Source organism: Thermoanaerobacter sp. YS13, from assembly GCF_000806225.2.
In the GTDB taxonomy this organism is placed as follows: domain Bacteria; phylum Bacillota; class Thermoanaerobacteria; order Thermoanaerobacterales; family Thermoanaerobacteraceae; genus Thermoanaerobacter; species Thermoanaerobacter uzonensis.
Genome location: NZ_JOOI01000002.1, coordinates 169,057 through 187,437, shown reverse-complemented (window position 1 = coordinate 187,437; position 18,381 = coordinate 169,057). Strand labels below are relative to the sequence as shown.

Genomic DNA, 18,381 nt, shown 5'->3' with positions numbered 1-18,381 from the left:
AAAATGAGGATTTTACATACTTCAGACTGGCATTTGGGGAAAAATCTTGAAAATTTTTCGAGGCTTGCTGAACAGGAGAAATTTTTAGAGGATTTTGTGCAGATGGTGGAGGAAAATAATGTAGACCTGGTCATAATTGCCGGGGATATATACGATTCTTCAAACCCTCCTGCAAGGGCGGAAATGCTTTTTTACACAACTTTAAAAAAACTTTCCAACGGGGAAAGAGTGATTTTGGTTATAGCAGGGAATCATGACAATCCTGAAAGGCTTTCTGCTGCAAGCCCTCTTGCTTATGAGCACGGAGTGATACTTTTAGGTACTCCTAAAAGTATTGCTCCTAAAGGAGATTTTGGAAAGTTTAAAATTTTAGATTCGGGAGAAGGTTTTTTAGAAATTGAGATAAAAGGTCAAAAAGCTGTAATTATAGCTCTTCCTTATCCCAGTGAAAAAAGGCTAAATGAAATTTTTACTCAAGAATTGGAGGAAGAGAAAAGGCAGAAAAGTTACTCTGAAAGAGTTGGTGAAATTTTTAATGACCTTTCGAAAAAATACAGAGAAGACACTATAAACATTGCGGTATCTCATATTTTTGTTGCAGGAGGAGAGGAGTCAGGTTCAGAAAGGCCTATTCAGTTAGGAGGAAGTTTTACAGTAGAAATTTCTCACCTACCACAAAAGGCGCAATACATAGCTCTCGGACACCTTCACAAACCCCAGAGAATTTCTTCTACTCTTCCTGCTTATTATTCTGGTTCCCCACTTCAGTATAGCAAAAGTGAGATGAACCATTCTAAATGTGCTTATTTAGTAGATTTAAAGGTAGGAGAACCTGTGACTGTGAAGGAAATATATTTTAAAAATTACAAGCCTATTGAAGTGTTTAGGTGTAATGGTATAGAGGAAGCTTTAGAGATTTGCAATGAATATAGGGATAAAGATATATGGGCATATTTCGAGATTAAAACTGAGTCTTTCCTGCCTTCTTCAAAGATAAAAGAAATGAAGAGCATATTACCGGATATAGTTGAAATAAAGCCAATTTTGCCAGAGGATGAGATGGAAATTGAAGACTATGAGATAGATGATAAAAGTGTAAAGGAACTTTTTGAAGAATTTTATTTAAAGGAAAACAAAGTTCCTCCAACAGAGGAGGTTTTAGAACTTTTTATGAGTATAGTAAAGGAAGAGGATGAGGAAGATGAGACCTCTGAAGCTTAAAATTGCTGGGCTTAATAGTTTTGTAGAAGAACAAATTATTGATTTTGAAGTCCTAACAGAAAAAGGACTTTTTGGCATATTTGGTCCCACAGGAAGTGGAAAATCCACTATTATAGATGCAATTACTCTTTCAATGTACGGGAAAATTCCCAGAAATAGCAGGGATTTTATAAATACTCAATCTACATCTATGTCTTTGACATACCAGTTTGAAATAGGTGTTGATGGGGCAAGAAAAAGGTATATAGTTGAGAGAAATGTAAAAAGGGACGAAAAAAGCGGTGGTTATAAAACTACATTAGCAAGACTGCGGGAGATAGGGGAAAGTGGAGAAAGAGTTTTGGCAGAAAAAGATAGGGAAGTTCAGCAAAAAATAGTGGATTTAATTGGACTTACAGCGGAGGATTTTACTCGTTCTGTAGTGCTGCCACAAGGGAAATTTAGTGAATTTTTAAAGCTAACAGGCAAAGAAAGAAGGGACATGTTAGAGAGGATTTTTGGCTTAGAAAAGTATGGAAGCAGATTGCTTATTAAAATAAGAGATGTAAAGAGAGAAAAAAATAATTCCTTGAATGAGGTAATTGCGAAGTTGAGTCAGCACGAAGGTGTTACTAAAGAAGCATTGGAAGATTTAAAGAAAAAGTTTGAGATTTTAAAAGAAGAAGAGAAAACTTTAAAAGAACAAAAGGATAAATTAGATAAAGAAAGGGAAAAACTTAAAGGGGTATGGGAAAAACAGCAGGAGTTAAATGAATTTTTGCAGAAGAAGGAACTCTTAGACCGTAAGTTAAAAGAAATAGAAGATAAAAAGGAAAAGTTAAAAAAAGCGGAAAAGGCATTATCAGTAAAACCGTATATAGACTCTTTAGTGGAGACAGAGAAAAAACTCATTTTAAATCAAAAGGATGTGGAAAAGTATTCTAAAGAGTTGGAGGAGGCTTTACAATTACTTGAGAAGGTAGAAAAAGAATATGAGGCTTCATTAAAAGAAAAGGAAGAAAAAATTCCTCTCATAATTGAAAAGGAAGAAAGGCTTAAAAGGGCTTTTAAACTGAGAGATGAGATAAAAAAGATTAATAGTGAAAGGGAGAAACTTGTAAAGGAGTATAAAGATTTAAAAAAACAGATAGATGGGATAGAAAGAGAAATAAAAGCCCTGTCCGATTCTATAGATATAGCAAAAAAAAGCTTAAGTGAGAAGGAAAAAAGAATTAATGAAATTAAAGTTGATTCGAATAAAAGGGAAAAAATTTTTGCTGCTTTTGAGATTCAGAAAGAGTTTGAAAGAAAAGATAAAGAGAAAAAAGAAAAGGAGAAAAGAATTTTAGAATTAAAAGAGCTAATAGGTAAGCAACAGAAAGATATTGAAAAAATAGATAATTTATTGAAACGAAAAGAAAAAGAAATACAAGAGGTTGACAATAATATAAAAAACCTTGAAATGCAAAAGCCTCCCACAAATGAAGACCTTCTTAACCTGCAAAAAAGTTTAGAAAGAAAAAGAGTAGAAATTTTAGAATTGAAAGAAAAAGAAAAGTTAAAAAATGAGGCGGAAAATAATTTAAAAGAAATTTTAAAAATAAAAGAAGAAATAAATGATGAGATAAAAGAGATTGAAGAGAAATTAAAAAATAAAAATAATAGTTTGGAAGAAGTAAAAAAAGATATAGAGGAACTTGTAAAAAACAACATGGCAGGTGAACTGGCAGAGGGATTAAAAGAAGGTGTTCCCTGTCCTGTCTGTGGTTCGATTCATCATGTAAGATTGGCACAAAAGGTAGAGGAAGACTTAATAAAAGAGAAGCAGGAAATAAAGGCAAACTTAGAAAAGGATATAATGGACTATCAAAGTAAGCTTTTTAAGTTAAAAGGTGAATTATCAGGAATAGAAGTCAAAGAAGAGATGTATAAAAAAGAATATGATAAACTGTGGGATATATTAAAGGACATTAATCTTTTAAAATTAGAAGAAGAATTAAGTAAGATGGAGTCTTTATTTATACAGGGGAAAGAAAAATTAGAAAAATGGAATAAGAGTAAGGAAGGATTAGAGACTTTAATTAAAAAATTAAAGGAGGAAAAAGCAAGTTTAGATGTAGAACATACAAGATTAAAAGAAAGTATAAATAAAGATATTAGCCTTTTGAAAGAGTTTGAGTCTTCTCTTGAGGCTATTAGTATAACTTACAGTGAATTAGAAGGTCAGTTAAGAATATCAAGGGAAGAATTGGGGGTTTCAGATTTTAAAGAAAAAGTGGAGGAAATAAATCAAAAAGAGAGGGAAATAGAAGGGCTGAGGAATGAAATAGAGAATTTTAAAAATACGATTGAAGAATTGACAAATAAAAAGGAAATCCTTGCAAACAATCTCAATACTCTTTCAATAAGGAAAGGCCAGATAGAGGAAATAGGTAAGGAAAAAAGTAAAAACCTTCGGGAGATGCAGCAGGAGTTTGATTCTTTATCAGAAGGTAGAGACATAGAAGAATATTTAAAAGAAATTCAGTATAATAAAGAAAAAATTATAAAAATGGAGAGCGTTTTAAAAGAAACTTTAGAAAAGGCAAGAAAGGATAAACAAAATATAGAGAGTAAAAAGATATCTGCCCTTGAGAGTCGGGACCTTTTAAATAATATGTTTAGGGAACAAAGTGAAAAATTAGAAAATGCTCTATTAGAAAAGGGATTTAAGGATAAAAAAGAGGCTTTGGAGTATTTATTAGACAGTGAAAATATTAAAAAAATTGAGGAAGAAATTAAGAATTTTGAAAATGAATATGTATCTGTAAACAAAAGTATAGACAGGCTGAAGGAAGTTTTAAAAGGGCAGAAAATTAATGAAGAAGAATGGAATCAATTAGAAGAAAGCATTAAAGGTTTGGAACAGGTCTTAAACGAAAAAAGGAAGCAAATAGGTGCTACAGAAAAGGCTATTTCAGATATGCAAGAAAATTTGCAAAAAGTAGAAGAATTTACAAAACAGAAAAAGAAATTAGAGCGTGTAGTGGATATATTAAGTGAATTGGACAATCTTTTTCAGGGAAATAAATTTGTAGATTTCATCGCCTCAAAACAGCTAAAATATATAACTTTTACTGCTTCAAAAAGACTTAAAGAAATAAGTAGAGGTAGGTATGCATTAGAGATTGATTCAGAAAATAATTTTGTAATGAGAGATGACTTCAATGGCGGAGTAAGGAGGTCTGTAGACACTTTATCTGGCGGTGAAACTTTTTTGACATCCCTTTCTTTGGCTTTGGCTCTTTCTTCTCATATACAATTAAAGGGAAGAGCCCCTTTAGAATTTTTTTTCTTAGATGAAGGTTTTGGAAGTCTTGACGCGGAACTTTTGGATATAGTGATGACCTCTTTAGAAAGGCTTAAAAAAGACAAAATGGTAGTGGGCATAATAAGCCATGTAGAAGAATTAAAAGACAGGGTACCTGTAAAACTGATTGTTACACCGCCTGCCGCTTCTGGAGAAGGGAGTAAGGTGAGGATAGAATATACATAGAGAGAAGGGGCAACCTTCTCTAATTTGTATTTTTATTATGTTTTCATGTTATTAATGTAAATTATATGATAAAATATAAAGTAGAAAACTAATTAAATGGTGGTGTAATTGTATGGCTAAATCAATTTCAGATATACAAAAAATTAATAAAATTATAATTCCTCTTGATACTATAAAATTAATAATTGAAAGATTAGGTGATGATTTAATTTGGGATTATGATGAAATAAAAGGTGAATTGATAATTATGAAACGTCCAACTTCTTATGTTGACGCATTAGCTGGCTTGGGTGCAGATATGTGGAAAGAAGCAGGGGGAACAGAATATATTAAAAAAATCAGAGATGAATGGGATAGATAATGGAGAGGTTAAATAACAAATATCTAGCTTTAGATGTTAATCTTTTTATTTATTTAATGGAAAAAAGTCAGATATATTTTCCTCCTGCAAAAATAATTTTTGAAAAAATTCAGAAGGGTCAATCATTTGGAGTTACTTCGTCATTAATTTATACGGAAATATTATCTAAACCATTACAAGAAAAAAATCAATTATTAGCAGATATGTACCGTGTTTTTCTTGCTACTTTTCCTAATTTAAAAATAAAGGATGTTGATAAAAATGTTGCAATAATAGCAGCCGAATTAAGGGCTAAACATAAATTAAAAACACCCGATGCCATATATATAGCATCAGGTATTATAGAAAAAGCTGATTTTTTTGTAACTAATGACTTAAGATTAAAGGTAGTTAATGAAATAGAAGTAATAACTTTGGATGAATTATTATAATTATGCTTTTTTATAACTGTCTTACAATTTTCTCAATTGCATCAAGAGTTTTTTCAATATCTTTTTTACTTATGTAATAATGAGTTACAAATCTTACTGCAAAATCATTTCCGCCGTTTATTAAAATTCCGTACTCTTTTAGTTTTAAAGATAGTTCCTTACCTGTCATTCCTGTGCCTGAAATGTCTGTCATTACAATATTAGTCTGCACTGTTTCTAGGTCGAGATTTATTCCCGGTATATCTTTTAGTCCTTCTGCTAAAAATCTTGCATTATCATGGTCTTCCTGTAGCCTTTTTGTCATTTTTTCAAGGGCTACAATGCCAGCAGCAGCGATAAAGCCAGCTTGTCTCATTCCACCACCTAACATTTTGCGGTATTTTCTTGCTTTTTCAATGAAATCTTTTGTGCCGACGACTACCGACCCAATAGGGGCGCATAAGCCTTTGGAGAGACAAAACATTACACTATCGGCGTATTTGGCTATTTCTCTTACATCTACTTTAAGATAAGTAGCAGCATTGAATATTCTTGCTCCATCTAAATGAACGGGTATATTGTGATTTTTAGCTATTTCGTAAATTTCCTTCATGATTTCAATTGGGGTTACAGTGCCTCCAGCTCTATTGTGAGTATTTTCAAGGCAGATAAGACTTGTGACGGGGTAATGTATGTCCTTTGGCCTTATGGCCTTTTCAACATCTTCAGGATTTAATACACCTTTATTACTTTTAAGGGCTTTTGTTTGAACACCTGAGAGATAACCTATTCCTCCAACTTCATAGGTTATTATATGACAGTTTTCTTCAACAATGATTTCTTCTCCGGGATGAGTATGTGTCATTACTGATACTTGATTACCTTGAGTTCCGCTTGTTACAAGTAATGCTGCTTCTTTTCCCAGCATCTCTGCTGCCATTTCTTCAAGTTTTCTTACAGTAGGGTCTTCGCCGTAGACGTCATCACCTACTTCAGCCTTGTACATGGCTTCCCTCATTTCTTCAGTGGGTACTGTTACAGTGTCACTTCTTAAATCAATATATTGCATTTGTAATCCCCTCTCGCCAATATGATTCATAAAAACTTCTTTTGTTCTTATTATACCATATAATACCTGAAATTTTTAATAATTTACTCTTATTTATAGTATGGTATCAAAATATTTTAAACAAAGAAATTTAGTATAGGAATAAAACGTTTAACATGATAAAATATATATGTATGGTAGACATTAAATTAAAAGGTGGGAGAGTTGATATGAAATACAATTTTGATGAAATAGTAGATAGGAGAAATACAGATTCAATTAAATGGGGGAATTTAAAACAGACTTTTGGTGAGGAAGACCTTTTGCCAATGTGGGTTGCGGATATGGATTTTAAAGCCCCTATTGAAGTTATAGAAGCATTTAAGGAAAGAGTCCAACATGGAGTATTTGGATATACATGGATACAAGATTCTTTTTACGATGCGATTATAAATTGGGTCAAAAGAAGGTTTAATTGGGATATAAAAAAAGAATGGATTTTATTTATTCCTGGAGTGATTCCAGGGCTTAGTATTGGAGTTAGAGAATTGACAAATGCAGGAGAAAAAGTTTTAATACAGCCGCCAGTATATCCACCATTTTATGAAGTTATCAACAATAATAACAGAGTTATAAATAAAAATCCTTTAAAACATAATGGGAAAAAGTTTGTTATGGATTATGAAGATTTGGAAAAGGAAATAGATGAAGAAACAAAATTAATGATACTTTGCAATCCTCATAATCCTGTCGGAAGGGCGTGGACAAAAGAAGAACTTGAAATATTAGGACATATATGTGTCAAAAATGATTTAACAATTGTATGCGATGAGATACACAGTGATTTTATTCTAAAAGGTTATAAACATACACCTCTTGCGACAATTTCCAAAGAATTAGAACAAAGGACTATAACTCTTATGGCTCCCAGCAAAACTTTTAATATTCCGGGACTTGCTACAGCATTTGCCATCATTCCAAATCCAGACTTAAGAAATAAATATCAAAAGGCTATTAAGGCCTTAAGAATAGATAATATAACTATTTTTGGAGCTTTGGGATTAGAGACGGCATATAATAAAGGGGAAGAATGGTTGGAAGAGTTACTAAAATATATTGAATATAATGTAGATTTTGCTATAGATTATATCCATAAGAATATACCTGAGGTGGAAGTAGATAGACCAGAAGGCACGTACTTACTTTGGCTTAATTTTAAAAAATTAAATAAAACTTCTGATGAGATATACAAAGCTTTAATAGAAGTAGGTAAAGTAGCATTAAATGATGGAAGGCAATACGGAGAAGAAGGAGATGGATTTTTTAGGCTTAATGTAGGTTGTCCAAAGGCTACGTTAGAAGAAGGTTTAAAAAGAATAGAAAAAGCAGTAAAAAGCTTATAAATTTAAGCGGGTTTATTAAAAAACCCTGCTTTTAGACTGTAGACAAACTTTGCAAAATATCCTATTTTAAAAATTTTTTTGACTTTGTCAACAAACTAAAGCGGGCCTATTAAAAGACCCGCTTTGTCGAAAAGAAGGGATATTTTATGAGTGACTTTATTTCAAAGGCTTGTATACAAACCACCAGTCAAAAGCATCAATTTCTTTTGATTTAATCTTTTCTTTTCTTTCATTTGCAGAAGCTTCATCAGTGGATGGTGGGACTATTACATGGTCTTTAATTAAGTAGTTATTTGGCCATTTTTCAGGGAGTGCCACGCCGTATTGGTCTGCTGTTTGCAATGCTTTTAATGCTCTTAATATTTCATCTACATTTCTTCCAACTTCTTGTGGATAATACATTATAAGTCTTATTGTTCCTTTGTCGTCTACTATAAATACTGCTCTTACAGTATTGGTACCTTTGCCTGGATGAATCATTCCTAATTGATTAGAGACTTTTCCTAAGTCATCAGCTATAACTGGGAAAGGAATAGCTATGTTTGTGTTGTCCTTTATCCACTCTACCCATTTTATGTGGGAGAAAACTTGGTCAACTGATAGACCTATTAATTCAGTGTTTAATTCTTTAAAGTCATTGGCTTTCCTTGCGAATTCTACAAATTCTGTTGTGCAAACTGGCGTAAAATCTGCTGGATGGCTAAAAAGCACAAACCATTTTCCTGCATAGTCTTCAGGGAGTCTCTTCACTCCGTGAGTTGTCATTACCTCCATTGATGGAAATTTTTCTCCTAATAATTTCATTCTAATTTCCTCCATTTTACTTTTCCTCCTTATTTTTTATTTTTTTCATTGCATTTTTTACATATGCCGTAGACATTTATGTCAACATTTCTAATTACAAAGCCTTTTAATTCTTCTACAGCTATAATTTTTTCCGATACTGGAAAATCATAAACATTTCCACATATCTCACACCTAAAATGCCCGTGAAAGTAAGTGTTTATATCATATCGCAGTTCTTTTTCCTTCAAGGACAAGGCATTTACAACACCTTTTTTCATAAACAATTCTAGTGTGTTGTAAACACTTGTCTTTGAAAGGGTAGGGATATCGTTTATTAGAGATTGATAGATGTCATCAGCTGTGGGATGTATTCTATTGTTCAATAAATACTCTAATACCTTTATCCTTATAGTAGAGGGCTTTATGTCATGTCGTTTTAAATAATCTCTTAACTCCACAATTGTATAAGTCATTTTCATTTACTTCTTTCTCACAATTATTTTGCTGTATAATAGCATCTTTTAGGAGATATTATTAAATCCTCTTTTTTTAGCTCTTTTATGATTTTATCTACTTCTTTTTTGTCTAAATTAGCTTTTTGTGCAATATCTCCTGGTCTTAGAGGATCAGAGGATTCTTTTAAAGTTTTTAGTACTAATTCTTTTACTTCCATTTATCCCACCTCATTTGTATCAAATTTAATTTTGTATTAAGTACAATTTTATTATAATATCAATTTTTATTTTTGTCAACAATTTTTTGTTTTATTTTTTCCTTCATGAGGAGAAATTATTAAAAAATGAAGCAGTAATCTTCAAAAAAACATTGACAATTTTAAAGGAAAAGTATATTATAATAATAGAATGCATTCGGTTGCATAAAAGTTCTTGACATTTCTCCCCGATTTGATTAATTTTCAAAATTAATCAAATTCTTTTTTTAATGTATGATGCATCCGATTGCATTTACTAAAAAGAATAGGAGAGGTCTTATAAAATGTCCGAAATAAGATATGACCTTATAAGTGGTAAAATGGTAGTTATAGCTACAGAGCGAAGTAAAAGACCTCATGATTTTAACATAACTCATGGGGAAAAGAAAAATAATAATAATTGTCCTTTTTGCCCCGGAAATGAAGAGATGACTCCTCCTACTTTAGTTGAAATTAAAGATGAAAAAGGGAATTGGTTAGTGAGAGGTTTTGAAAATAAATTTGCAGCTGTGAATAGAGATTTAAAAAGTTTTGAGGTGCCATCCCTTTATAAAGCGGAATATGGCTATGGTGTAGCAGAAGTGATAGTAGAGTCACCAGAACACGATGTAACTTTTGGAAGTTTATCTTTAGGGCAAATGCAAAAAGTTTTTATGGCAATAATTGAGCGTTATAAAAAAATTGCTCAAGACGATAAAATAAAATACATTCAGGTGTTCAAAAATTTTGGAGCAAGAGGAGGAGCTTCCTTAGAACACGGGCACTGGCAGATTATAGCTGTTTCTTTTGTTCCAGATGTAGTAGAGAAAGAGGTAACAGGTACACAAGAATATATTAAGAAGCAAGGCAAATGTCCTTATTGTGAAATTATCAAATATGAAAAAGAAGAAGGTAAAAGGATAATAGGTGAAAATGAGAATTTCATTGTTATTGCTCCTTATGCATCTCAATATCCTTATGAGTCATGGATAATACCAAAAGAGCATCAGGAGCGATTTGAAGAGTTAAAAGAAGAAAATATTGAAAATTTAACCGAAATTTTAAAGCATCTTATAGAAAAGTACGAGAGAGAATTTAACTTTCCGCCATATAATATTGTAATTCACACATTACCAATTTCTGATATAAGAAATTACCATTGGCATATTGAAATTGCTCCAAGGCTTACTGTGGCAGCGGGTTTCGAGTTAGGGACGGGAGTTTATATAAATCCTGTGCCACCAGAATTGACGGCATCAGTTTTAAAAATAGATTGAGATTCTATTGAAAGAAGTGGTCAAATGTATATTGGTGAGACCTTCAACTTTGAAAATATACCTACAAAAATGAAAGATATAATTAAAAATATAGATAAAGATAATTTTAAAAAGTTTAGATGGTTTCAGGAGAAGGCTTATAATATTTTAGATATATTTTTATTTGATTATGCAATGTTGTCTAAAAAGGAAGCGGAGATTATAATTGCAGCTATTATAGCTTTTGTGGTGAAAGCTCCAACGAGTAATAAGGAGATTACTTTGCTTTATTATGTGCCTTTAATTATAACTCCTTATTTTAGGAATAATGATTTAATAGATATTATCGAGAGTCCAAATTTAAAAGTTTTTATATATGATGGAATTGACGATATAAATTATGTTAAGTTTTTAAATAAAGTGTTAAGTGAAGAAACAGTTATAAAATTTGAGTCTGGTGCCCAATTAATTCCTTATAATCTTAAAAAAGACGATATATACAGTTCAAGAAGGCTGAGCAATAAGTCAAGTAATAGTTTAACATTTTTACAAAAAGATGAAATAATAAAGACTTATAGAAAATTTGTAAAAGGAATTAATCCTGACCTTGAAATGACTTTTGAACTTAAAAATGCAGGTTTTGGAAATGTTCAAGATATAAGAGGTTATTTTTTATATGAAGATAGGAACAAAGAAAGGTATACTGTTGCTATAATAGTGGAACACATTAAAAATATGGGAGACATGTGGCAATATACGCAAGAGTATTTGTCTTCTGTAATTTCTACTTTATCAGATTATGATGAAATTGAAGAAAGTTACGTAGAAGAATACTTAAGCAATTACATTGAAGAGGTAAGAGAGATAGCAAGGATAATTGCCGATATGCATATTAAATTGTCTTATATTGATAAAGAAGATTTTGCTAAAAGGAATGTGGAAATATCAGATGTTGAAGAAGTGTTGAAAAGCATAAAAAATAATTTCGCTAAACTTTTAAATTTTGTAAAATTGTCTACTTTTGATGAACAAATAACTTCAATGATAGAAGAGATTATAAAGCAACAAGAGTTTTTAATGAGCAAATTAGAAGAATTTAAAGATACTGCTGTTTTTGGCAAATATATAAGATGCCATGGAGACCTACACTTAGAGCAAATTTTAAAGACCGAAGAGGGCTATGTGATAATAGATTTTGAAGGAGAACCGACAAAACCTATTGAGATGAGAAGAAAAAAAATATCTCCCTTAAAAGATGTGGCAGGCATGGTACGTTCTTTTAGTTATGCTGCTTATGCTGCTTATTTTAATTATCTTAATGCAAAAGGTAAGTTGCAGGATGAAAAAATAGAAAAAGTGCTGTCAGTGTGGGAAAAAGCTGTCACGGAGACTTTTATAGAGAACTATTTGGAATTGGTGGTAAGGGAAGCACCAGACATTATACCAGAGGGTGAAAATTTCGATAAGGCTTTAGCTATTTTTAAATTAGACAAAGCTCTTTTTGAGGGAATTTATGAGGTAAATAATAGACCTTCTTGGTTTAGAATACCTTTAAAAGGCATTTTAGGATGTATTGAGGATTTAAAATTAGAAAAATACGGATCGGAGGTAAATTATGGATAAGTTAAAAGTTACGATGTTTACAAATGAATACCCTCCTAATATTTACGGTGGAGCTGGCGTTCATGTAGATTATCTTGTCAAGGAATTGTCTAAACTGATGGAAGTAGACGTGAGATGCTTTGGTGAGCAAAATTATACGGCTGATAATCTAAAAGTCCGTGGATATAAAGAGTGGGATAAGTTAAAGGAAAATTCAGATCCAAGATATCATAAAATTTTAGGGCCTTTTTCCATTGATTTGGCAATGGTGAAGGATGATATAAACTCAGATATTTTGCACTGCCATACCTGGTATACTTTCATGGCGGGTTTTTTAGCTAAAAAATTGTATGATAAACCCCTTGTAGTTACAGTTCACAGCCTTGAGCCTTTAAGGCCATGGAAAGAGGAACAGTTAGGTAATGGATATAAATTAAGTTCTTGGATGGAAAGAACAGGGATTGAAGCCGCCGATAGGGTTATAGCAGTATCACAAGGTTCGAAAGAAGATATATTGAAGTATTACAATATTTCAGAGGAAAAAGTTGAAGTTATATATAACGGCATAGATTTAAACCAATACCAGAAAACAGATAGAAATATTGCTCGCAAAAAATATGGAATTGAGGGTAAATACATTCTCTTTGTAGGAAGAATATCAAGGCAAAAGGGCATTACTCATTTAATAGATGCAGTAAAGTATCTACCTAAGGATATAAAGGTTGTACTATGTGCTAGTTCTCCAGATACACAAGAGGTTTTAGAAGAAGTAGAGCAAAAAGTTAAACTTTACGACAATATTATTTGGATAAATAGAATGGTGGGAAAAGAAGAAATTATAGAGTTATACAGCAATGCGGAAGTTTTTGCATGTCCTTCTATTTATGAGCCTTTTGGCATAATAAACTTAGAAGCAATGGCTTGTAAAACTCCTGTTGTGGCAAGTGCTACAGGAGGAATTAAAGAGGTTGTAGTTCATGAAGAGACAGGATTCCTTGTAGAACCAGGAAATCCTGAAGAATTAGCAAAATATATAAACATACTTTTAAATAACAAAGATTTAGCTATAAAATTTGGAGAAAATGGGAGAAAACGTGTTGAAGAGATGTTTAGTTGGGAAAGCATTGCTAAAAAGACTTATGAGATGTACAAGGATGCAATAGAGAAATATAAAAAATAAATGCACTAAGGCAGGGGTGACAATTGCCCTGCTTTGTTTTTTTGTGTTATAATAAACTTAAAAAAATAATGGATGGTGTGACGATGGAAGGACAATCTTTTCTTTATAATGCGATAATAAATTATGGATATATAGCGCTTTTTATAGGGCTTATGATTGAAGGAACTGGAATGCCGGGACCAGTGGAAATATTATTTTTTGCTGCTGCGTATTTAGTTACAAAAGGGGATATGAATCTTTTTTATGTTATAGTCATCGCTGCATTAGGTAACGTAACAGGAAATGTAATAGCTTATTTGGTAGGCTATTATAAAGGTAGGCCTGTTGTTGAAAAATATGGCAAATATTTAAAAATAACAGTAAAGGACCTTGAAGCTATGGATAAATGGTTTGCTAAATATGGAGGATTTACGGTTTTATTAGGTAGGTTAATAGGACTTCCGCGGACCCCGGCTATTTGGGCTTCAGGAATAACCCGTATGAATTTTACTGTGTATGTGGTATTTTCTGCTGTTGCTGATTTTATATGGTCTACTTTCTGGGCAGGAGTGTCTTATCTTGCTGCTATGCAATTGATTAGAATAGACTTTTTTACGAAAAGTCAACCACCTTGGGTATATTTTGCTTCTACAGTAGGTTTCATGATATTTTTATATGTAGTTTGGAGGGTAGTGCTTTGGATGAAAGAAAAGTATTTAACGTAACTATTGAAAAGATAACAAGTGTTTCTGACCTTTTAGATATAGAGGATATATGGCATGAATTAGAGGATGTGGCGGAAATTTATCCTTTCAATACTTTTGAATGGGTATTAAACTGGTGGAAATATTTTGGCTATGGTAAAAGACTGTGGATATTGCTCTTTTATGAAGGAAATACACCTATTGGTATTGCACCTTTTATGATGACATATTTTGAAAATGGGCTTTTGGCAAGAAGGATAAAGTTTATAGGTTCTAATAACAGCGATTATCTTGATTTTATTGTGAGAAAAGGTTATGAAAATCAATTTTATATGAGTTTAGTGAATTTTTTAGAAAGATATATAGATGCTTTTACAGTTTTGGATTTGGAACATATTCCTGAAAAGAGTGAGTTTTTTCCCTATCTAATGGGAAGTGACCTTTATTATGATTATGATGTGCAAGATGTATGTCCCTATGTGGAGTTACCTCAAAGTTGGGAAGAATATTTAAATAATTTAGATGGAAAATTTAGACGAAATCTCAATTATGAAACGAGAAGATTTTTTAAGGAATACGATGGAAGTTTTTCAATTGTGAAGAATATAGAATCAATAGATAGAGCAATGGATAATTTAATAATTCTTCATCAAAGGCAATGGAGGCAAAAGCACATGCCTGGTGTTTTTTATTCTAAGAGGATAAGGGAGTTCCACAAAGATATGGCAAAAGACATGCTATTAAAAGGAGAATTGAGTCTTTTTGAATTAAAAGACGGAGGAAAAACCGTTGCTAGTCTTTTAAGTTATCATGTAGGGGATAAAAGGTATTATTATATAAGCGGTTATGATTTGGATTATAGCAAAAGAAGTGTTGGTACTATAATTTTAGGTCTTGCTATAAAGCAATCCATTGAAGAAGGAGATAGAATATTTGATTTTTTAAGAGGAGATGAAAAGTACAAAAAAAACTGGACTTCTTTAAAAAAGCGAAATATACGATTTGTGGCGGCAAGGCCTACAATGGCAGGTAAATTTTTTTGCTACTACATAATTGCGGAAAACAAAATTATGAAAAAAATTAAAGACAGGTTTAGTGAATAAAACCTGTCTTTAATATATTAAGTAGGTAAGAGGGTTTAAGGAGTCACAGGTTTAGCGTAAAAGAATTTAATAGGGTCACTGTATTTAGGCACTACTATTTTATCAGAAGTTTGTATATCTACTTTGATACCATAAAATCTTAAAGTATCTACTATTCCGCCTTTTAGATTAAGGGCTGCTTGTAATGTGTCAGGGTCTCCTATTGCTTTTATTACGTAAGGAGGAGCGTACCTCGTAGAGTTTATGTTTATTGTGGGACCTACACATCGTATTTCAGATGTTGCAATTATTCTTTGGTCATTTATAGCTATTGCTTCAGCTCCACCCGCTTTCAATTCATTTACAATACTTAATAAATCTTCATCATGGACTAAGTACAAATTAGGGTCTTCACCGTTTCGAGGCTGTAAGTCGCTATCATTTACCGTTACTATAACTCCAGGGCCTATCATATCTGTAAGGCCTGCTAAAATTTTATATTTTTCAACATCCTGCTGTAGATTTTTTAAAGCAGCATCATTTTTTGATGCAGCATCTTCGTACTCTTTAAATCTTTTAGTGAGCTCTTCTAATTGCTGTTCTAGATTATCCTTTTCTTCTTGAGCTTTTTTGAGCTGCTGAGTAAGTTCTTCTGATCTTGCATAATTTGTAGCTGAAATAGAGGTAAGAGGTCTATTACCGCCTTGTACAGTTTTAAATTGCATAGAAATCATGAGCCCCATTGCAATAAATACAAGCATCAAAGATAAAGTTTGCAATGTTTTTCCTTTCAATTTCTCCACATCCTTTCTCTATATAAAAAGACGCATTCATCTTTCTTTTGGTTTCACCTTATATACATTTCTATAAATAACTGTAACACTCTATAAATACTATAACACGGAAAATATTAAAATTTATTAAGAAATTATTAAGTTTTTATTACAAAAAGGTTACAAAAAACTCTGATACTTTTTTATATCAGAGTTTCAGGGGAGTCTTCTTTTATTGCGTTTTCTATGGAGTTTTTAAGAAATAATATTTCCTCTAATTCTTTATTGTATTTATCTATTTTAAACATGGTGCTTTTGTATATGCGTATATCTTCTTCGTTTTTTTGTATACATTTTTTAAGAGAGCTTTTTACGGTTTCAAAAAGCGCATCATAAGTGATGTAATTATGTATTTCAAGGTCGGAGATTGGAACTGCGATTAATTCTTCACTTTCTATTTTATAGTGATAAAAAATGTTGTCGGGCTTTAAAACTATTTTTTCATCTATGCTTTTATCGTAGATTATTATACCTTCTCCTATTTCAAAGGTTTTTCCGCTATAACTTCTAAATTTTATATTTTCGACTCCTATGTATTTTTTTATTGCCAAAAGTATACTCTTTATTTCTGATATAGACTTTTCAAGCACTTCTTGCATTTTTTTGCTTGCTATTTCTTTATCTTTTTCGCTTTTTATGAGTTCTTCCATCAAAGATTTTATTTCTTGTATATCTCCCATAGAATATCACCTCTTTCTTAATATTCCACAGAGAACTTATTTTAAACGTTGAATACATTAAATTATTAGAGGGAAAAATAGACTTGACTATTTTTTGAAATTTGATAAACTTTTATTAACAGATAATTAATATTGAAAAGGAGAAGATATTATGAGCAAAATATCTGTAATAGGCTCTGGATTTGTCGGTGCTACTACTGCGTACACACTGGCTTTGAGTGGGATTGCCAAAACTATTGTATTAATAGATATTAATAAAGACAAAGCGGAAGGTGATGCTCTTGATATAAGCCACGGGGTACCATTTATTAGTCCAGTTGAAGTGTATGCGGGTGATTATGGTGATGCTGCAGGTTCTGACATAATAATTATTACAGCGGGAGCAGCACAAAAGCCTGGAGAAACCAGACTTGACTTAGTGAAGAGAAATACGATGATTTTTAAAGATATAGTGGCAAAACTTATTAAAGTAAATGACACAGCAATATATCTTATAGTTACAAATCCTGTAGATATTCTTACATACGTTACCTATAAAATATCTGGATTGCCATACGGAAGAGTATTGGGGTCTGGCACAGTTCTCGACAGTGCGAGATTTAGATATCTTTTAAGCAAACATTGTAACATAGATCCGAGAAATATACACGGATATATAATTGGGGAACATGGTGATTCTGAGCTTGCAGCTTGGAGCATTACGAACATAGCAGGTATACCAATTGATAATTATTGCAATTTATGTGGAAAAGCATGTGAAAAAAATTTTAGAGAGGAGATTTTTAATAATGTTGTAAGAGCTGCCTATACGATAATAGAAAAAAAGGGTGCGACATATTATGCGGTTGCTCTCGCAGTAAGAAGAATCGTAGAAGCTATTTTCAGAGATGAAAATTCCATTTTAACTGTGTCATCTCCGCTAACCGGCCAATATGGTGTTACAAATGTGGCTTTGAGCCTTCCCACCGTTGTTGGACGAAATGGAATTGTTAATATACTTGAATTACCACTTTCACAGGAAGAAATTACTGCTTTTAGACGATCAGCCGAAATTATCAAAAGTGTAATACAAGAGCTTGATATATAAGAGGGGAAACCCTCTTTTTTTGTATATAAAAAGTTACAGCGTGAAAATATATAATTAAATAATAATTTTTTAGGGTGTGATAGTTGTGCAGAAAATAACTCAGCAGGAAATCATTTTAAGTTCCTTTGTTGAAGCACAAAATTTAGAAAAGATACTGTTGGATAAAGTAAGAGAATATGGGAAACAATCAGTGGACAATCAAAAAAAAGCATTGCTAAAGCAAATTGAAATAATGATAAAAAATCATAAAGAAGACATACAAAAGGCACAAAAGGCTATGCATATTAGTTCTCTTGTCAAAAAAAATATTTCTCAAGAACCTTTAGACATGCTTCAAGATTTATTAAAAAATTTAGTTAATATTCAGGCCTTCTATAATGAAACTGTTGTGAATATTACTAATCCTTACGTTAGGCAGTTGTTTACTCAAATGAGGGATGATGTTATGAGATTTATTTCTATTCTTCAAATGGAAATTGAAAGTCTGGAGTCGAAACCTTCTATTCCAAATAACACAGTTTTAAATACACCGGAGATGAGTTAA

General features: G+C 31.9%; 18 protein-coding genes. 12 read left to right on the top strand and 6 right to left on the bottom strand.

Translation table 11 applies throughout. The features are described from left to right. The first annotated feature begins 3 nt into the window (after positions 1-3). From THYS13_RS08750 to THYS13_RS08735, 4 genes are all read left to right on the top strand, one after another. Positions 4-1,221, top strand: coding sequence for an exonuclease SbcCD subunit D (locus THYS13_RS08750; protein ID WP_042834182.1), 1,218 nt, complete (start codon positions 4-6; stop codon positions 1,219-1,221). Further along, entirely contained in the window at positions 1,202-4,735 is a 3,534-nt protein-coding gene (locus THYS13_RS08745; protein ID WP_042834181.1) for an AAA family ATPase, read from the top strand. Before THYS13_RS08750 ends, THYS13_RS08745 begins: the two co-directional genes overlap by 20 nt. A 112-nt stretch (positions 4,736-4,847) precedes the next feature. Next, the gene (locus THYS13_RS08740; RefSeq protein WP_042834180.1) at positions 4,848-5,096 is read left to right on the top strand and encodes a hypothetical protein; all 249 of its coding nucleotides are present in this window, start codon (positions 4,848-4,850) and stop codon (positions 5,094-5,096) included. Further along, positions 5,096-5,527: a type II toxin-antitoxin system VapC family toxin gene (locus tag THYS13_RS08735; RefSeq protein WP_042834179.1), complete on the top strand. Its 432-nt coding sequence runs from the start codon at positions 5,096-5,098 to the stop codon at positions 5,525-5,527. The genes THYS13_RS08740 and THYS13_RS08735 overlap by 1 nt, the downstream gene beginning before the upstream one ends. A 10-nt stretch (positions 5,528-5,537) precedes the next feature. Here the strand turns inward: THYS13_RS08735 and ltaE are convergent, their stop codons facing one another. Continuing rightward, positions 5,538-6,575 (bottom strand): low-specificity L-threonine aldolase, encoded by a 1,038-nt coding sequence (gene ltaE / locus THYS13_RS08730; protein ID WP_042834178.1) that lies wholly within the window; start codon positions 6,573-6,575, stop codon positions 5,538-5,540. Between the two features lie 209 nt (positions 6,576-6,784). Between ltaE and THYS13_RS08725 the strand changes: the two genes are divergently transcribed. Next, a complete protein-coding gene (locus tag THYS13_RS08725) occupies positions 6,785-7,957 on the top strand; it encodes a MalY/PatB family protein (protein ID WP_042834177.1) in 1,173 nt (390 codons plus the stop codon). Positions 7,958-8,113: 156 nt separating this feature from the next. Here the strand turns inward: THYS13_RS08725 and THYS13_RS08720 are convergent, their stop codons facing one another. The 3 genes from THYS13_RS08720 to THYS13_RS08710 are packed head-to-tail and all read right to left on the bottom strand — an operon-like array spanning position 8,114 to position 9,416. After that, the gene (locus tag THYS13_RS08720) at positions 8,114-8,776 is read right to left on the bottom strand and encodes a peroxiredoxin (RefSeq protein WP_042834176.1); all 663 of its coding nucleotides are present in this window, start codon (positions 8,774-8,776) and stop codon (positions 8,114-8,116) included. 14 nt (positions 8,777-8,790) lie between these two features. After that, positions 8,791-9,222, bottom strand: coding sequence for a Fur family transcriptional regulator (locus THYS13_RS08715; protein WP_042834175.1), 432 nt, complete (start codon positions 9,220-9,222; stop codon positions 8,791-8,793). Between the two features lie 17 nt (positions 9,223-9,239). Then, complete coding sequence (locus tag THYS13_RS08710) at positions 9,240-9,416, bottom strand: MarR family transcriptional regulator (protein ID WP_042834174.1); 177 nt, start codon at positions 9,414-9,416, stop codon at positions 9,240-9,242. A gap of 323 nt (positions 9,417-9,739) precedes the next feature. Here THYS13_RS08710 and galT point away from each other — a divergent pair, with 323 nt between their 5' ends. The 5 genes from galT (at position 9,740) to THYS13_RS08685 (ending at position 15,258) form a co-directional block, all read left to right on the top strand. Beyond that, positions 9,740-10,711, top strand: coding sequence for a galactose-1-phosphate uridylyltransferase (gene galT / locus THYS13_RS08705; RefSeq protein WP_042834173.1), 972 nt, complete (start codon positions 9,740-9,742; stop codon positions 10,709-10,711). Between the two features lie 24 nt (positions 10,712-10,735). Beyond that, positions 10,736-12,313, top strand: coding sequence for a hypothetical protein (locus THYS13_RS08700; RefSeq protein ID WP_042834172.1), 1,578 nt, complete (start codon positions 10,736-10,738; stop codon positions 12,311-12,313). Next, complete coding sequence (glgA, locus tag THYS13_RS08695; protein ID WP_042834171.1) at positions 12,306-13,472, top strand: glycogen synthase; 1,167 nt, start codon at positions 12,306-12,308, stop codon at positions 13,470-13,472. The genes THYS13_RS08700 and glgA overlap by 8 nt, the downstream gene beginning before the upstream one ends. 83 nt (positions 13,473-13,555) lie before the next feature. Then, entirely contained in the window at positions 13,556-14,176 is a 621-nt protein-coding gene (locus THYS13_RS08690; protein WP_042834759.1) for a DedA family protein, read from the top strand. Beyond that, positions 14,149-15,258, top strand: coding sequence for a GNAT family N-acetyltransferase (locus THYS13_RS08685; RefSeq protein WP_042834170.1), 1,110 nt, complete (start codon positions 14,149-14,151; stop codon positions 15,256-15,258). Before THYS13_RS08690 ends, THYS13_RS08685 begins: the two co-directional genes overlap by 28 nt. Positions 15,259-15,293: 35 nt before the next feature. Here THYS13_RS08685 and THYS13_RS08680 read toward each other — a convergent pair whose 3' ends face one another. Both THYS13_RS08680 and THYS13_RS08675 read right to left on the bottom strand, forming a co-directional pair. Further along, positions 15,294-16,040: a DUF881 domain-containing protein gene (locus THYS13_RS08680; protein ID WP_201035676.1), complete on the bottom strand. Its 747-nt coding sequence runs from the start codon at positions 16,038-16,040 to the stop codon at positions 15,294-15,296. A gap of 173 nt (positions 16,041-16,213) precedes the next feature. After that, positions 16,214-16,750 carry a hypothetical protein gene (locus THYS13_RS08675; protein ID WP_042834168.1) on the bottom strand — a complete coding sequence of 179 codons (537 nt, stop codon included), beginning with the start codon at positions 16,748-16,750 and terminating at the stop codon, positions 16,214-16,216. A 151-nt stretch (positions 16,751-16,901) separates the two neighbouring features. Between THYS13_RS08675 and THYS13_RS08670 the strand changes: the two genes are divergently transcribed. Next, positions 16,902-17,837 carry an L-lactate dehydrogenase gene (locus THYS13_RS08670; RefSeq protein ID WP_042834167.1) on the top strand — a complete coding sequence of 312 codons (936 nt, stop codon included), beginning with the start codon at positions 16,902-16,904 and terminating at the stop codon, positions 17,835-17,837. An 85-nt stretch (positions 17,838-17,922) separates the two neighbouring features. After that, complete coding sequence (locus tag THYS13_RS08665) at positions 17,923-18,381, top strand: hypothetical protein (RefSeq protein ID WP_042834166.1); 459 nt, start codon at positions 17,923-17,925, stop codon at positions 18,379-18,381.

Coding starts and splice junctions, on each gene's coding strand:
- THYS13_RS08735 (WP_042834179.1), top strand. CDS start 5,096: ATGGAGAGGTTAAATAACAAATATCTAGCTTTAGATGTTAATCTTTTT.
- glgA (WP_042834171.1), top strand. CDS start 12,306: ATGGATAAGTTAAAAGTTACGATGTTTACAAATGAATACCCTCCTAAT.
- THYS13_RS08670 (WP_042834167.1), top strand. CDS start 16,902: ATGAGCAAAATATCTGTAATAGGCTCTGGATTTGTCGGTGCTACTACT.
- THYS13_RS08725 (WP_042834177.1), top strand. CDS start 6,785: ATGAAATACAATTTTGATGAAATAGTAGATAGGAGAAATACAGATTCA.
- THYS13_RS08715 (WP_042834175.1), bottom strand. CDS start 9,222: ATGAAAATGACTTATACAATTGTGGAGTTAAGAGATTATTTAAAACGA.
- galT (WP_042834173.1), top strand. CDS start 9,740: ATGTCCGAAATAAGATATGACCTTATAAGTGGTAAAATGGTAGTTATA.
- THYS13_RS08740 (WP_042834180.1), top strand. CDS start 4,848: ATGGCTAAATCAATTTCAGATATACAAAAAATTAATAAAATTATAATT.
- THYS13_RS08690 (WP_042834759.1), top strand. CDS start 13,556: ATGGAAGGACAATCTTTTCTTTATAATGCGATAATAAATTATGGATAT.
- THYS13_RS08700 (WP_042834172.1), top strand. CDS start 10,736: ATGTATATTGGTGAGACCTTCAACTTTGAAAATATACCTACAAAAATG.
- THYS13_RS08745 (WP_042834181.1), top strand. CDS start 1,202: ATGAGACCTCTGAAGCTTAAAATTGCTGGGCTTAATAGTTTTGTAGAA.
- THYS13_RS08720 (WP_042834176.1), bottom strand. CDS start 8,776: ATGGAGGAAATTAGAATGAAATTATTAGGAGAAAAATTTCCATCAATG.
- THYS13_RS08675 (WP_042834168.1), bottom strand. CDS start 16,750: ATGGGAGATATACAAGAAATAAAATCTTTGATGGAAGAACTCATAAAA.
- THYS13_RS08710 (WP_042834174.1), bottom strand. CDS start 9,416: ATGGAAGTAAAAGAATTAGTACTAAAAACTTTAAAAGAATCCTCTGAT.
- ltaE (WP_042834178.1), bottom strand. CDS start 6,575: ATGCAATATATTGATTTAAGAAGTGACACTGTAACAGTACCCACTGAA.
- THYS13_RS08750 (WP_042834182.1), top strand. CDS start 4: ATGAGGATTTTACATACTTCAGACTGGCATTTGGGGAAAAATCTTGAA.